General features: G+C 70.7%; 14 protein-coding genes. 11 read left to right on the top strand and 3 right to left on the bottom strand.

Translation table 11 applies throughout. From position 1 onward, the window contains the following. Positions 1-200: 200 nt before the first annotated feature. Positions 201-731, bottom strand: a complete 531-nt coding sequence (locus tag ASF60_RS05725; protein WP_056181994.1) for a 2'-5' RNA ligase family protein — start codon at positions 729-731, stop codon at positions 201-203. Between the two features lie 147 nt (positions 732-878). Here ASF60_RS05725 and ASF60_RS05720 point away from each other — a divergent pair, with 147 nt between their 5' ends. The 8 genes from ASF60_RS05720 to ASF60_RS05685 all read left to right on the top strand — a co-directional run bounded on the left by ASF60_RS05720 (position 879) and on the right by ASF60_RS05685 (position 7,025). Further along, positions 879-1,862 (top strand): alginate O-acetyltransferase AlgX-related protein, encoded by a 984-nt coding sequence (locus ASF60_RS05720; protein WP_082507773.1) that lies wholly within the window; start codon positions 879-881, stop codon positions 1,860-1,862. Between the two features lie 41 nt (positions 1,863-1,903). Continuing rightward, complete coding sequence (locus ASF60_RS05715) at positions 1,904-2,881, top strand: glutathione S-transferase family protein (RefSeq protein WP_056181713.1); 978 nt, start codon at positions 1,904-1,906, stop codon at positions 2,879-2,881. Between the two features lie 64 nt (positions 2,882-2,945). Then, positions 2,946-3,431, top strand: a complete 486-nt coding sequence (locus ASF60_RS05710) for a hypothetical protein (RefSeq protein WP_056181992.1) — start codon at positions 2,946-2,948, stop codon at positions 3,429-3,431. A gap of 160 nt (positions 3,432-3,591) precedes the next feature. Continuing rightward, positions 3,592-4,485, top strand: a complete 894-nt coding sequence (gene trxA / locus ASF60_RS05705; RefSeq protein WP_056181989.1) for a thioredoxin — start codon at positions 3,592-3,594, stop codon at positions 4,483-4,485. 28 nt (positions 4,486-4,513) lie between these two features. Then, entirely contained in the window at positions 4,514-5,182 is a 669-nt protein-coding gene (locus ASF60_RS05700; protein WP_056181708.1) for an LON peptidase substrate-binding domain-containing protein, read from the top strand. A 27-nt stretch (positions 5,183-5,209) separates the two neighbouring features. Further along, positions 5,210-5,416, top strand: a complete 207-nt coding sequence (locus ASF60_RS05695; RefSeq protein ID WP_056181705.1) for a Trm112 family protein — start codon at positions 5,210-5,212, stop codon at positions 5,414-5,416. Positions 5,417-5,429: 13 nt separating this feature from the next. Next, a complete protein-coding gene (locus tag ASF60_RS05690) occupies positions 5,430-6,431 on the top strand; it encodes an asparaginase (RefSeq protein WP_200940910.1) in 1,002 nt (333 codons plus the stop codon). Positions 6,432-6,629: 198 nt separating this feature from the next. After that, the gene (locus ASF60_RS05685; RefSeq protein WP_056181702.1) at positions 6,630-7,025 is read left to right on the top strand and encodes a hypothetical protein; all 396 of its coding nucleotides are present in this window, start codon (positions 6,630-6,632) and stop codon (positions 7,023-7,025) included. A gap of 255 nt (positions 7,026-7,280) precedes the next feature. Here the strand turns inward: ASF60_RS05685 and ASF60_RS05680 are convergent, their stop codons facing one another. Beyond that, positions 7,281-7,640 (bottom strand): STAS/SEC14 domain-containing protein, encoded by a 360-nt coding sequence (locus ASF60_RS05680; protein WP_056181699.1) that lies wholly within the window; start codon positions 7,638-7,640, stop codon positions 7,281-7,283. Positions 7,641-7,693: 53 nt separating this feature from the next. Continuing rightward, on the bottom strand, positions 7,694-9,940 hold the full coding sequence (locus ASF60_RS05675; protein ID WP_056181695.1) for a primosomal protein N': 2,247 nt from the start codon (positions 9,938-9,940) through the stop codon (positions 7,694-7,696). Between the two features lie 96 nt (positions 9,941-10,036). On the opposite strand from ASF60_RS05675, the gene ASF60_RS05670 reads away from it, so the two are divergent. The 3 genes from ASF60_RS05670 to ASF60_RS05660 all read left to right on the top strand — a co-directional run bounded on the left by ASF60_RS05670 (position 10,037) and on the right by ASF60_RS05660 (position 12,976). Continuing rightward, complete coding sequence (locus ASF60_RS05670) at positions 10,037-10,744, top strand: alpha/beta hydrolase (protein ID WP_056181690.1); 708 nt, start codon at positions 10,037-10,039, stop codon at positions 10,742-10,744. Then, positions 10,741-11,817 carry an ABC transporter ATP-binding protein gene (locus ASF60_RS05665; protein WP_056181687.1) on the top strand — a complete coding sequence of 359 codons (1,077 nt, stop codon included), beginning with the start codon at positions 10,741-10,743 and terminating at the stop codon, positions 11,815-11,817. Before ASF60_RS05670 ends, ASF60_RS05665 begins: the two co-directional genes overlap by 4 nt. 148 nt (positions 11,818-11,965) lie before the next feature. Then, entirely contained in the window at positions 11,966-12,976 is a 1,011-nt protein-coding gene (locus ASF60_RS05660) for an extracellular solute-binding protein (RefSeq protein ID WP_056181981.1), read from the top strand. Positions 12,977-13,153 lie beyond the last annotated feature (177 nt).

Genomic DNA, 13,153 nt, shown 5'->3' with positions numbered 1-13,153 from the left:
TCTATGGATCGTGCGTCGGTCGGGACCGGGAGCGTGCCGGCGCGGGGGGCCTCCGATGGCGCGAAAGCTCCCCGAGACACCAACGCCCCGCTCACGGAGCCGTTCGGCATAGACGAACGGCGGACAAGGCTCCATCCCGACACGGTTTCTGAGCGCGCGACGTCTCTCATCGGTCGCTCGCCCCTCGAAGCCTGATGGGCCTACCCGAACGAAACGCTGGCCCGGCGCTCCCAGGGGCCGCCGAGATAACGCCACAGCAGCAGGCCGGGCGCCGTGAATCGGAACGGCGTGAATTCCGCCTCGAGTTCGGCGTGCAGGGCCCGCGCGGTGGCCGGGTCGACCTTGTTCTGCACCGTGACGTGCGGGCGCCAGCCCTGCCGGTCCTGCGCGGTCAAGCCGTCTTCCAGGGACTCGAACTGCTCGGCGAGGCGAGCCCGGAAGGCCGAGAGGGCGTCCGAGGCCAGCACGTAGGCCACCCCTCGCCCGGTGAAGCGCAGGCCGGTCACCGCCACCTCCGGCGGCGCCTGGCTGCGCATGAGTGCCGCCAGGGTCTCGACGATGCCCGGCTCGCTCAGGCCCGGCAGGTGATGGAACAGGGTCGCGTGGGCGGGGATGTGGTTCAGCGCCTTGGGGAAGTGCCGGCGCCGCAGGCCGTCGAAGCGCGCGAAGGCGTCGGGCTCCATTGCCAGGGTGAGGATCAGCGGGTCGGGCGTCGGGCTGCGGTCTGTCATGATCCGTTCGAGATGGCGCGGGCGCGGCCGCATTCCAGGGTTTGGACGGGCCAAGGCTCGGCCGGGTCAGGTTTCGCGTGGGGCGCCATCGTCCCGGCCCGAGCGCCCGACCTGTTCAGAGGCGCCCGGGCCGGGTAGACAGCCCCCATGCGGCGCAGACACCGGGAGATCGTACATGTGGGGCGGGATGGCTGGCTCTTCCTGATCGGAGGCACCAACGGGGTCCTCGAGCAGTATCGCGCCACCCTGTCCCGCTGGTGGCGCCTGCGCGGCTGGGTCAAGCTCATCGAGACGCGGGCCGCCCGCGCCCAGGCGCTCGGCATCCGCTACCTGCACGTGGTCGTGCCGGAGAAGCTGTCGGTCTACGACGACCGCACCGTGGATCTGCGCTACGATCCGCGCCAATCCCCCGCCCGGGTGCTGGGGCGGCGTCTCATCAACAACCCCGCCTATGTCGACCTGCTGTCGCCGATGCGGGCGGCCCGCGACGGGCCGGTGCCGCTGTACTACCGCACCGACACGCACTGGAACTACGAGGGCTGCCGCTTCGCCTACCGCGAATTGATGCGGGCCTGCGGGGCCGTGCCCCCGGCCGATCTCGACGCGCGCCAGCGCTACGAGACCACGCGGGTGCGCGACCTCGGCGAGAAGCTGCCGGACAAGCCGGTCGAGACCGCGAGCCACGCCGTCCTCGACCGCGACGCGCAGCGCGTCTACGCCAGCCCCCTGGTCGCCGCCTACGAGGCTGCCGGCCGCGCGCCCGACCTGCATGTCGGCGCCCATGTGTGCTTCCGCAACGACCGTCCCGACATCGATCCCCGCACCCTCGTGCTGTTCGGCGATTCCTACGCGCATTTCGCGCCGATCATGCTGACCGGCATCCTCGCCGAGAGTTTTCGCGAGGTTCACTTCGTGTGGTCGTCGAGCATCGACTGGGCCTATGTCGAGCGGGTGAAGCCCGATCTGCTGCTGTTCGAGATGGCGGAGCGCTTCGTCACCCGGCTGCCGGACGACACTTTCGACATCGCCACCTATCAGACGGGCGAGCACCTGGCCGCCGCCGATCCGGTGGCGCCGCCGGTCCAGGCACCAGAGGGCGAGACGCCTGAGGGACTTCCCGTCCAGGCCTGAACGCCCATGTTGGGCCTCAGGCGTGACGAAGGGACAGGATCATGGGGCTGCTCGTCGACGGGGTCTGGCAGGACACCTGGTATGACACCAAGGGTACCGGGGGGCGCTTCAAGCGCACCGACGCCAAGTTCCGCAACTGGGTGACGGCGGACGGCGCCCCCGGACCGACCGGGGCGGGCGGCTTTCCGGCCGAGGCCGGGCGCTACCATCTCTACGTCTCCCTCGCCTGCCCCTGGGCCCACCGCACCCTGATCGTGCGCGCCCTCAAGGGCCTGGAGGACGCGATCTCGGTCTCGGTGGTCGACCCGCATATGGGGGCGGAGGGCTGGGTCTTCGGCGACTCGCCCGGCGCCACCCCCGACACCGTCAACGGTGCGGCCCGTCTCTACGAGGTCTACCTCCGGAACGATCCCGGCTTCACCGGCCGCGTCACCGTGCCGGTGCTGTGGGACAAGCGGCGCGCCACCATCGTGTCGAACGAATCGGCCGAGATCATCCGCATGCTGAACGGTGCCTTCGGGGGCGCGGGACCGGACCTCTACCCGGCCGACCTCGCCGAGGCGATCGATGCCGTCAACGCCCGCGTCTACGATGCCGTCAACAACGGGGTCTACAAGGCGGGCTTCGCCACCGAGCCGGATGCCTATGCCGAGGCCTTCACCGCCCTGTTCGCCGAACTCGACGCCCTGGAGGCAAGGCTCGACGGCGCCCGCTACCTCTGCGGCAGTCGGCTGACGGAGGCCGACATCCGCCTCTTTACCACCCTGGTGCGGTTCGATGCGGTCTATGTCGGGCACTTCAAGTGCAACCGGCAGCGCATCGCCGACTATCCCAACCTGTCGAACTATCTGCGCGATCTCTACGCGCTGCCGGGCGTCGCCGGCACGGTGAACCTCACCCACATCAAGCGCCATTATTACGAGAGCCACCCGACCATCAACCCGACCGGCATCGTGCCCCTCGGGCCGGCCCTCGACTTCGACGCGCCGAACGACCGCGCCCGGCGCTTCCCGGCCTGAGCGCACCTGGCGCGCCGCCGCAGACCCTCGACGAATCGCAACCCAGCCTTACATCGGAGTCATGATGCTGCTCTCGACTGCCCGCCTCGTCCTCGCCGCCCTGCCGCTGATCGCGGCCGCGCCCGCCTTCGCCCAGACGGCCGTCAAGCTCGAGGGCCGCTGCGAGAAGCTCGTGATCGCCGGCAAGGACGTGTCGGCGACCTGCAAGAACACCCTGATGAACACGGTCTCGCGCAACCGCACGAGCTTCGACTTCGCGGCCGAGGGCCGGTCCCTCAGCTTCAGCGGCAACGGCGCCCAGCAGGAGCGCACCGAGGAGACCGATCCGCTTCAGCCGATCAACCTCGTGATCCCGAGCGAGACCACGAAGGACGGCGTGGTCCAGGGCCCCCTGGTGGCGGTCGGCTCCTGCGCCTTCAGCACGCCACAGCCGGGCAAGACCGCGATCACCTGCGAGGCGAACGCCGCCAAGGGCACCTACCAGGGCGTCTTCGTGACGGATACCAAGGCGCCGGACGAGACGGCGGGCGGAAGCGCGCCGGCGCGTTAAGGGCCCGGCCTCCGGGCGCGTCGTCGGGGCGGGGGCAGGGCCTGCAGGCTGCCGCTCTGGTCCAGACGCGCGGAGTTCCCATCTCTTGCTCTTGACGCGGGAGGCGATGGGTGGACAGACCCGGCCCGCCATCGATCCAAACCAAGGCCTCGAGGACGTGATGCTGAACGATGCGCCGATGCCGGGCGAACCCACCAAGGATGTGACCACGGCGAGCTTTCGCCAGGACGTCATCGCGGAATCGATGCACCAGCCGGTGCTGGTCGATTTCTGGGCCCCGTGGTGCGGCCCGTGCAAGCAGCTCGCGCCCGTGCTGGAGAAGGTGGTGGCGGCCTCCGCAGGCCAGGTGAAGCTCGTCAAGATGAACATCGACGAGCATCCCTCGATCGCGGGCCAGCTCGGCATCCAGTCGATCCCGGCCGTGATCGCCTTCGACAAGGGCCAGCCGGTCGACGGCTTCATGGGCGCCGTGCCGGAAGCCCAGATCAAGGAGTTCATCACGCGCCTCGCCGGCCCGGCCGGTCCGAGCCCGATCGAGCAGGCCATGTCCGAGGCCGAGGCGCTTCTCGGCACCGGCGACGTGGCCCAGGCCGCGCAGCTCTACGCCGCCGTTCTGTCCGAGGAGCCCGAGAACGTCGACGCGATCGCGGCGCTCGCCAAGATCCAGCTCGACGCCGGCGATATCGAGAACGCCAAGCAACTGGTCGAGATGGCGCCGGCCGACAAGGCCTCCCATGCGGGGCTCGCCAGCGTGCGCGCTGCGATCGAACTGGCCGAGCAGGCCGCCGCGCTCGGCGACCTCGGCAGCTTCCAGACCCGGATCGAGGCCGATCCGAACGATTTCCAGGCCCGCTTCGACCTCGCGCTCGGCCTCAACGGCCGCAACATGCGCGACGAGGCGGTGGACCAGCTGATCGAGATCGAGCGGCGGGACCGGACATGGAACGAGGGCGCGGCGCGCAAGCAGCTGCTCACGTTCTTCGAGGCCTGGGGCCTCATGGACAAGGCCTCGATTCGCGGGCGGCGGCGCTTGTCGACGCTGGTCTTCGCGTGAGGCAGCCAAGCAACGGCGGGGGGACGCGATGAGCACGCATGCGGGCTACAAGGGACCGGCCGACTGCCCCGGAGTGATCCCGGTCTTTCCCCTGCCCGGTGCGCTGCTGCTGCCGCGCGGACAGATGCCGCTCAATATCTTCGAGCCGCGCTACCTCGCGATGATCGACGATGCCCTGCGCACCGACCGGATCATCGGCATGATCCAGCCGGACGTGGAGGCCGGCGCGTCGCCCATGACCCCGAAGCTGTTCCGCGTCGGCTGTGCCGGGCGGATCACCCAATTCGCCGAGACCGGTGACGGGCGCTATCTCATCTCGCTCACGGGCATCGCCCGGTTCCGGATGGAGAGTGAGCTGGCCACCACCACGCGCTACCGCCGCTGCCAGGTCTCGTACGACGACTTCGCCTCCGATTTCGAGCCGCGCGCCGGCGAGGAGGCGGTGGACCGCGAGGGCGTGCTGAAGGCCCTGCGCGATTTCGTCGAGGTCAACGACCTCAAGGTCGACTGGGCCGGCATCGAGGAGGCGCCCAACGAGGCGCTGGTCAACGCGCTCTGCATGATGAGCCCGTTCGGCGCCCGTGAGAAGCAGGCCATGCTGGAGGCCGCCGACCTCAAGACCCGGGCCGAGGTCTTGATCGCGGTGACCGAAATGGAGTTGGTGCGCGGGTCGGGCTCCGAGCCCACGCTCCAGTAGTTTTCTCGCGCGAAGGATACGTCCCAGATGGCCGATGACACCCCGAGCCCCGTCGAGGCCACACGCGTCGACCCCAAGCTCCTCGAGCTTCTCGTCTGCCCGCTGACCAAGACCACCCTGGAATACGATGCCGCCCGGCAGGAGCTGGTCAGCCGCTCCGCCCGCCTCGCCTACCCGATCCGCGACGGCATCCCGATCATGCTGCCGGAAGAGGCGCGCGCGCTCACCGACTGACCGGCGCCGTATCGTGGCCGAGCACTCCGTCAGGGCAGGGCGACCCACCATCGCCATCGTCGCCACCGGCGGCACCATCGCGATGCGGAACGATCCCGTCACGGGGGCGCCGGTCCCGGCCCTGACCGGGGCCGATCTCGCCGCCGCGGTGCCGGGCCTCGCCGATTGGGCCGCGATCGAGGTGGTGGAGTTCGCCAACGTGCCGAGCGCCTATATGGGCCCGGCCCTGTGGCCGGACCTCAGCCGCGCGGTGGCGGGGCTGCTCGACCGGCCGGAGATCGCCGGCGCCATCGTCCTGCACGGCACCGACACCCTCGACCAGACCGCGTACTTCCTCGACCTGACGCTCAAGAGCGACAAGCCGGTGGTGATGGTCGGCGCCCAGCGCAACGCGTCGGATGCCGATGCCGACGGCGCGCGCAACCTCCTCAGCGCCGTGCGCCAGATCCTGGCCCCGGGCGCAGGTCGCATGGGCGTCACGGTCACGCTGAACCACAACATCAACGCCGCCCGCGACGTGCGGAAGACCCACACCCACAACGTCGAGACCTTCAACTCCGGCGAGGCCGGCTTCCTCGGCCATGTCGATCCGGACCGGGTGGTGTTCACCCGGCAGTCCCTGCGCCGCCAGACCCTGCCGCTGCCGGACCGGCTCGCGCGGGTCGAGCTGGTGGCCATGGCGGCGGGCAGCGACGGGCGCCAGCTCCGCCACGCGGTGGCGGATGGCGCCGAGGGCGTGGTGATCGCCGCCTACGGCTTCGGCAACGTCAACGAGGCCCTCCACGACGCGGTGGTGGAGGCGATCGCCGCCGGGGTCACGATCGTGGTGGCGAGCCAGGTGCCTCATGGCCGGGCGCTCCCGGTCTATGGCTTCAAGGGCGGCGGCAGCACGCTTCGGGCGGCCGGCGCCGTCTTCGCCGACGACCTCTCGCCGGACAAGGCCCGCGTGTTGGCGCTGCTCGCCCTCCCGATCACCCGCGATCGCGAAGCTTTGCAGCTGTATTACGATCGATAAAGGCTAGGCTTTCGGCCTGTTGTGCCCTGTTCAGGCAGTTTGAGACATACGTCTCGTCATGGGATTGCGGCGTCTGTCACAATCTTGCCGCTTCGGCGGGTATGCTCGACGCACTCTCAATCGATCGTCTGCTTGGAACGTCGGCGTGCCGCCTTGCGGCCGCGCCACGCACGGGCGCTGTTTGCCGAAGGATGATGCATGACCAAATTCGTGGTGGTTCTGGCGCTCGGAGCCGGCCTGTCCTCGCCCGCGATGATCCCGGCCGCCGCGCGTGACGGCGGAAACTTCAACGGGGCGTGGTCGGTCGAACTCGTGACCGAGACCGGCATGGTCTGCGACAGCCGCTATACCTACGCGGTGTCGGTGCAGGAGGGGGCCGTGCGCCTCGCGTCGGCCTCCGGTTCGGCCAGCGTGAGCGGCCGCGTCGGCCCCGACGGCACGGTCGGTCTCAACGTCTCCAACGGCACCGCCTCGGGCGCCATCTCGGGCCGCCTCCAGTCGCAGAGCGGCGGTGGCACCTGGAAGGTCTCCTCGCTCTGCTCGGGCCGCTGGACCGCCCGCCGTCAGACGACGCGGACCGCGCAGGCGGACTGAGCGCGGGCGATCCGCCGCGCCGCGCCCGTGACAGCAGATTCGCGCATCTCGAAACGCGACGTGGGCCTCTTCCCCAGTGACTCTCGGGTCTGCCCGAGCTCCGTCGGACGTGTGAGGAAGCGTTGGAGGTTGGAGGTGGCTCTGCCAGCCTCCGCCGGCTGAGGGTCACTCAACCACCACCATCCCGAGCCTCTCCCCACAAAGGGGGAGAGGGACGGGCGCTCTGGATTTGGTCTCAGAAATCGATTCAGCCCCTCAGGCGGCGGCGAGCCACTGGCGCGCTTCTTCGATATGCGCGCGGTCGAAGGTCTTGATCTGGGCCGGCGAAACCTTGCCGAAGGTGTCGGCGATCATTCGCAGCCAGGAGGCGTCGGTCACCAGGGCGACGTGGCTGACGCCCTTCATCATGGCGAGGCCGAAGCGCGGGTCCTTGAAGAACGCGGCCGGCTCCATGCCCTTGAACTCACGAACGTCTTCCAGGAGCTTGATCTTGCCGCCCTTGTCGAGGTCGGCCTGCATGGCGGTGATGACGGTGTTCATGTCCGCATCGGTGATCTGTCCGTCGACCACGATCTCGGCGACGCTCGAATCCGGCTTCTTGGTGTAGGTCAGCACGTGGGGCACTCCTCAGGGGATCGAACGCTACCCAAGCGAACGTCGCGCCAGCGTTATAGGAAACTCTGCGGGTCCACGTCGATGGCGACCTTCACGTTGCCGCGAATCTTCGGGCCGCGCGCCAGCCATTCGCGCAGGTAGGTCTGCAAATCGACGGCGCGCTCGGTCTTCACCAACAGCCGGAAGCGGTAGCGCCCGCGGATCAGCGCCAGGGGCGCCTCGGCCGGCCCCAGCACCATCACGCCCTCCGGCGGCTCGGCGGCGCGGGCCAGCGCCTGCCCGTGCGCCTCGGCCACGTCGCGCTCGTTGGCCGAGACGATCAGGGCGGCCAGCCGGCCGAAGGGCGGCAGCCCCGCGGCTTCGCGGGCGCCGATCTCCTCCTCGTAGAAGCGCTCCGAATCCCCCGACAGCAGCGCGGCGATCACCGGGTGGTCGGGCTGGTAGGTCTGCAACAGGGCGCGGCCCGGTTTCTCACCGCGCCCGGCCCGGCCGGTGACCTGCTGCAGCAGCTGGAAGGTGCGCTCGGCCGCACGCGGGTCGCCGGAGGTCAGCCCGATATCGGCGTCGAGGACGCCCACCAGGGTCAGGTGCGGGAAGTTGTGGCCCTTGGCCACGAGCTGCGTGCCGATGACGATGTCGCAGCCGCCCTCCGCCACGGTCTGGAGTTCGGCCCGCAGGCGCTCGGCCCCGCCGGGAAAGTCGCTCGACAGCACGATGACGCGCTTGTCGGGAAAGAGCTCGGCGACCTCCTCGGCGATGCGCTCCACGCCGGGGCCGCAGGGGGTGAGATTGTCGAAGGTGCCGCATTCCGAGCAGGAATCCGGGCGCCGCTCGGCATAGCCGCACTGGTGGCAGACCAGGGCCCGGCGGAAGCGGTGCTCCACCAGCCAGGTCGAGCAGTTGCGGCACTGGTAGCGGTGGCCACAGGCCCGGCACAGGGTGAGGGGCGCGTAGCCGCGCCGGTTGAGGAACAGCAGGGCCTGGTCGCCCGAATCCACGGTCTCGCGCACCGCCGCCACCAGGGCCGGGGCGATAAAGCGGCCGCGCTCGGGCTTGTCGGCGCGCATGTCGATGGCGGCGATGTCGGGCAGGCGCCGGCCGCCGAAGCGCTCGGGCAGGGCGACCCGGAGGTAGCGCCCGCGCTCGGCATTGACCCGAGTCTCGATCGACGGGGTGGCGGAGGCCAGCACCACCGGGCAGTTCTCGATGCGCCCGCGCACCACCGCCATGTCGCGGGCGTGGTAATGCACCCCGTCCTCCTGCTTGTAGGCGGCCTCGTGCTCCTCATCGACCACGATCAGGCCGAGATCGGCGAAGGGCAGGAACAAGGCCGAGCGGGCGCCCACCACCACGGCGATCTCGCCCGCCGTGACCCCGGCGCGGATGCGCTCGCGGCGCTTGCCCCCGACGCCCGAATGCCAGGTCGCCGGGCGTACGCCGAAGCGCTCGGCGAAACGGTCGAGGAACTGCGCCGTCAGGGCGATCTCGGGCATCAGGATCAGCGCCTGATGGCCGCGCCGGACGCAATCGGCCACCGCCTCGAAATACACCTCGGTCTTGCCCGAGCCGGTGACGCCCTCCAGCAGCACGGTCGGCGCCTTGTGCTCCACGCCGGGGGGCGCGACCTTGCCGTCCGCCGGCAGGGGATCGCCGATCGCGTCCATCGCCGCCGGCTCGGCCGGAGCGGGGTTCATCAGCGCCACGAGGTGGCGCACCGCCGCCTCCTGCGCCTCGGAGAGCGGCACCCGGGCATGGTCCGGGTCCGGCGGCAGGGCGACCGGCTCGGGGGCCAGGGCGAGCGCCTCCAGGGCGCCGTCATCGATCAGGCCGTCGACCACGCTCAAGGAGACGCCCGCCTCCTTGGCGAGCGCGCTCTTGCCGCGCAGCGTCCCGTCCGCCGCCACGGCGAGCACCTTGGTGCGGGCGGCGGTCGGCCGCGCCGGGGCCTTGCCGGAGGCCCGCACGCCGACCCGCACGGTCTCGGTGAGGGCCGATTCGTCGGGCAGGCGCAGGGCCATGGCCAGGGCGGAGCCCTTCGGCGCCAGGGTGTAGCGGGCGAGCCAGTCGACCAGTTCCCGCAGGGCGTCCGGCAAGGCCGGCACGTCGACCCGGCCGGTCACCGGGCGCAGGTTCGAGCCGCCGGGGCTCTGGCGCACGCCCCAGACGACGCCCACGGTCTCGCGGGGGCCGAGGGGAATCTGCACGACCTCGCCGACCGCCAGATCGAGCCCGGCCGGAACGGCGTAGCTGTAGGCGCTGTCGAGCGCCAGCGGGATCAGGATCTCGGCGATGCAAGGCATCGGGCGGGGCTTTGATGGAACATAACCGGAATATAGGCATCCTGGTGGTAATGCGCGACCGCTGCGCAGCCGATCGTCGCGAGGAGGTGCACTAGGATGGACGAATCCGGACGATCCGCGCCCGGCGATGCGGACCTCGAGGGGGTGCTGCTTCTACACGGCCTCGCCCGGCGGGCCGCCTCCATGACCCGGCTGGAGGGTACGTTTCGCGCGGCCGGGTTCGCGACGCTGAACCTCGACTACCCCTCCCGCAAAGCCGGTCTCGGCGATCTCGTGACGGTCATCGGACCACCCGCAGCCGCCTTCGCCGCCCGGGTGCGGACCCTGCACGTGGTCACCCACTCGATGGGTGGCCTCCTCGCCCGGGCGTGGCTCCACACGCAGCGGCCGGCCAATCTCGGACGAGTGGTGATGCTGGGGCCGCCGAACGGCGGGAGCGAGGTCGCCGACCGGCTCCACGGCTTTCGCGCCTACCGGCGCTTCTTCGGTCCGGCCGGAGCCCAGTTGACGACCCGGCCGGACGATCGCCTCCGCGACCTCCTCGGCGCCATCGACTATCCATTGGGAGTCATCGCGGGCGACCGCACGCTCTATCCCGTGGAATCGTGGCTGATGCTGCGGGCTGCCAATGACGGCCGGGTCACCGTCCAGCGCACGCGGGTCGCGGGCATGGCCGACCACATCACGTTGCATGCCAGCCACGGCCTGATGATGCGCAACCCCGCGGTCATCGCCGAGACCCTCCGCTTCCTGCGGACCGGAGGGTTTTCGCCGTCGGCCCGCGGTGACACAAGGCTCGCATGAGCTTCGATGCGCCCCAGCCCGCCCCCACGCCGCCGCGCCTCGATCTGCACGGCATCGGCCTGCGCTTCGGCGCGGTGCGGGCGCTCGCCGACGTCTCGCTCCAGGTGCAGCCCGGCGAGATCCTGGCGCTGCTGGGCGATTCCGGCTGCGGCAAGAGCACGCTCCTGCGGGCCATCGCGGGGCTGGAGCAGCCGGACACCGGCACCATCCGCCTCGACGGCACGGTGGTCAGCGAGGGCGGCCGCGGCGTTCCGCCGGAGGCGCGCGGCGTCGGGCTGATGTTCCAGGACTATGCGCTGTTCCCCCACCTGACGGTGGCCGAGAACGTCCGCTTCGGCCTGCATGCCCGGTCCGCCGCCGAGGCCCGCGTCTTCGCGGCGGCGCGCCTGGAGCAGGTCGGCCTCGCCGACCGGTCCAACAGCTATCCGGGCACCCTGTCGGGGGGCGAGAGCCAGCGCGTCGCGCTCGCCCGCGCGCTGGCGCCGGGACCGCGCATCCTCCTCCTCGACGAGCCGTTCTCGAATCTCGACCGGCGCACCCGCGACCGGGTCCGCGACGACACCCTCGCGGTGCTGCGCGCCAGCGGCACCACCACGCTCCTGGTCACCCACGATCCCGAGGAGGCCCTGGGATTTTCCGACCGCATCGCCCTGATGCGCCGGGGCCGCATCGTGCAGGTCGGCACCGGGCGCGACCTCTACGAGCGCCCCGGGAGCCACTTCGCCGCGCGCTTCTTCGGCGACCTGATCGCCTGGGCGGGCCCCTGCCGCGCGGGCGCCCTGGCGACGCCGTTCGGGCCGGTGCCGGCGCCGGGACGGGCCGAGGGGACGGCCCTGCGCTACTGCCTGCGCCCGGAAGCCCTGCGCCTCGGCGCAGCGGGGGCGGGCCTCGACGCGGTGGTGACCGGGCGCCGCTTCCTCGGAGCGCATGCGCTCCTGACTCTGGCTGTCGAGGGCTTCGCCGAGCCCCTGCGGCTGCCCGTGCCCGACGCGGATTCCCGGCAGCCCGGCGACCGGGTCGGCCTCACCGTCGCGCCGGAGAGCGGTTTTATTTTTGGCGACGAACGGGATTAAAAGACGATCCGCGCCTGCCCCGGCGCCTAGTCTGCACCTGTTGTTTGGAATTGGTTTAAGTCTAAGACATCATCCTTGCTTTTTTCGCCGTGATGCTTCTGAACACCCGTCGGGTTCAGCGGAGAGGGTATCGGCGATGGCGGGCGGGATGCGGGTGATCGGGTTCGCGGGGCTGATGCTGGCGACCGTGATGGGCACGGCCTCGGCCGCGGAGGTGAACCTCTACACCACCCGCGAGCCCGGCCTGATCCGGCCTCTGCTCGACGCCTTCACGGCCAAGAGCGGCATCACCGTCAACACCGTCTTCGTCGAGAAGGGCCTCGCCGAGCGCGTGGCCGCCGAGGGCGCCCGCGCCAAGGCCGACGTGCTGATGACCGTCGATGTCGGCAACCTCATCGACCTCGTCGACCGCGACCTCGCCCAGCCGGTGCGCTCCGGCGTGCTGGAGGCGGCGGTGCCCGCCACCCTGCGCGACGCCGAGGGGCGCTGGTTCGCCCTGTCGATGCGCGCCCGCGTGCTCTACGCCGACAAGGACCTCTCCGATCTCACGGCCATGACCTACGAGGGACTGGCCGATCCGAACTGGAAGGGCGGCCTGTGCCTGCGCTCGGGCCAGCACCCCTACAACACGGCGCTGATCGCCCATTACCTCGTCAAGCATGGGCCCGAGAAGACCGAGGCGTGGCTGCGCGCCCTCAAGGCCAACCTCGCCCGCAAGCCGGCCGGCGGCGACCGCGACGTCGCCCGCGACATCCTCGCCGACACCTGCCAGATCGGCCTCGGCAATTCCTACTATGTCGGCCTGATGCGCTCCGGCCGCGGCGGACCCGAGCAGCAGAAATGGGGCGACGGCATCAAGGTGGTGATGCCCACCTTCGCGGGCGGCGGCACCCATGTGAACATCTCGGGCGCGGTGGTGTCCAAGACCGCGCCCAACCGCGACGAGGCGGTCAAGCTCCTGGAATACCTTGTCTCCGACGAGGCCCAGGGCCTCTACGCCAAGGCCGATTACGAGTACCCGGTGAAGGCCGGCGCCCCGATCGACCCGCTGCTCACGGCGCTCGGCCCGCTGACCATCGATTCCGTGCCCCTGGTGGAGATCGCCCGCAACCGCAAGGCGGCGAGCCTCCTCCTCGACAAGGTCGGCTTCGACAATTGAGGGCGCTCCAACCCTCCCCCTTCCGCGGGGGAGGGGGCCTGCGCAGCAGGCGGGCCGAGACGAAGTCCCGCCAGAGGGGAAGCCCTCTCCGGGCATGTCGCGCCCCTCACCCGACCCGCTGATGCGGGCCACCCTCTCCCGCAGAGGGGAGAGGGACGGGCGCAACGCCTTCACGGC

The organism is Methylobacterium sp. Leaf113, from assembly GCF_001423325.1.
GTDB lineage: Bacteria > Pseudomonadota > Alphaproteobacteria > Rhizobiales > Beijerinckiaceae > Methylobacterium.
This window is presented reverse-complemented; position numbering and strand designations above follow the sequence as displayed.

Bases quoted from the DNA above. Each gene is read 5' to 3' on its own strand.
- ASF60_RS05715 (WP_056181713.1), top strand. From the start codon at position 1,904: ATGGGGCTGCTCGTCGACGGGGTCTGGCAGGACACCTGGTATGACACC.
- ASF60_RS05675 (WP_056181695.1), bottom strand. From the start codon at position 9,940: ATGCCTTGCATCGCCGAGATCCTGATCCCGCTGGCGCTCGACAGCGCC.
- ASF60_RS05660 (WP_056181981.1), top strand. From the start codon at position 11,966: ATGCGGGTGATCGGGTTCGCGGGGCTGATGCTGGCGACCGTGATGGGC.
- ASF60_RS05695 (WP_056181705.1), top strand. From the start codon at position 5,210: ATGGCCGATGACACCCCGAGCCCCGTCGAGGCCACACGCGTCGACCCC.
- ASF60_RS05665 (WP_056181687.1), top strand. From the start codon at position 10,741: ATGAGCTTCGATGCGCCCCAGCCCGCCCCCACGCCGCCGCGCCTCGAT.
- trxA (WP_056181989.1), top strand. From the start codon at position 3,592: ATGCTGAACGATGCGCCGATGCCGGGCGAACCCACCAAGGATGTGACC.
- ASF60_RS05710 (WP_056181992.1), top strand. From the start codon at position 2,946: ATGCTGCTCTCGACTGCCCGCCTCGTCCTCGCCGCCCTGCCGCTGATC.
- ASF60_RS05670 (WP_056181690.1), top strand. From the start codon at position 10,037: ATGGACGAATCCGGACGATCCGCGCCCGGCGATGCGGACCTCGAGGGG.
- ASF60_RS05685 (WP_056181702.1), top strand. From the start codon at position 6,630: ATGACCAAATTCGTGGTGGTTCTGGCGCTCGGAGCCGGCCTGTCCTCG.
- ASF60_RS05720 (WP_082507773.1), top strand. From the start codon at position 879: ATGCGGCGCAGACACCGGGAGATCGTACATGTGGGGCGGGATGGCTGG.
- ASF60_RS05725 (WP_056181994.1), bottom strand. From the start codon at position 731: ATGACAGACCGCAGCCCGACGCCCGACCCGCTGATCCTCACCCTGGCA.
- ASF60_RS05700 (WP_056181708.1), top strand. From the start codon at position 4,514: ATGAGCACGCATGCGGGCTACAAGGGACCGGCCGACTGCCCCGGAGTG.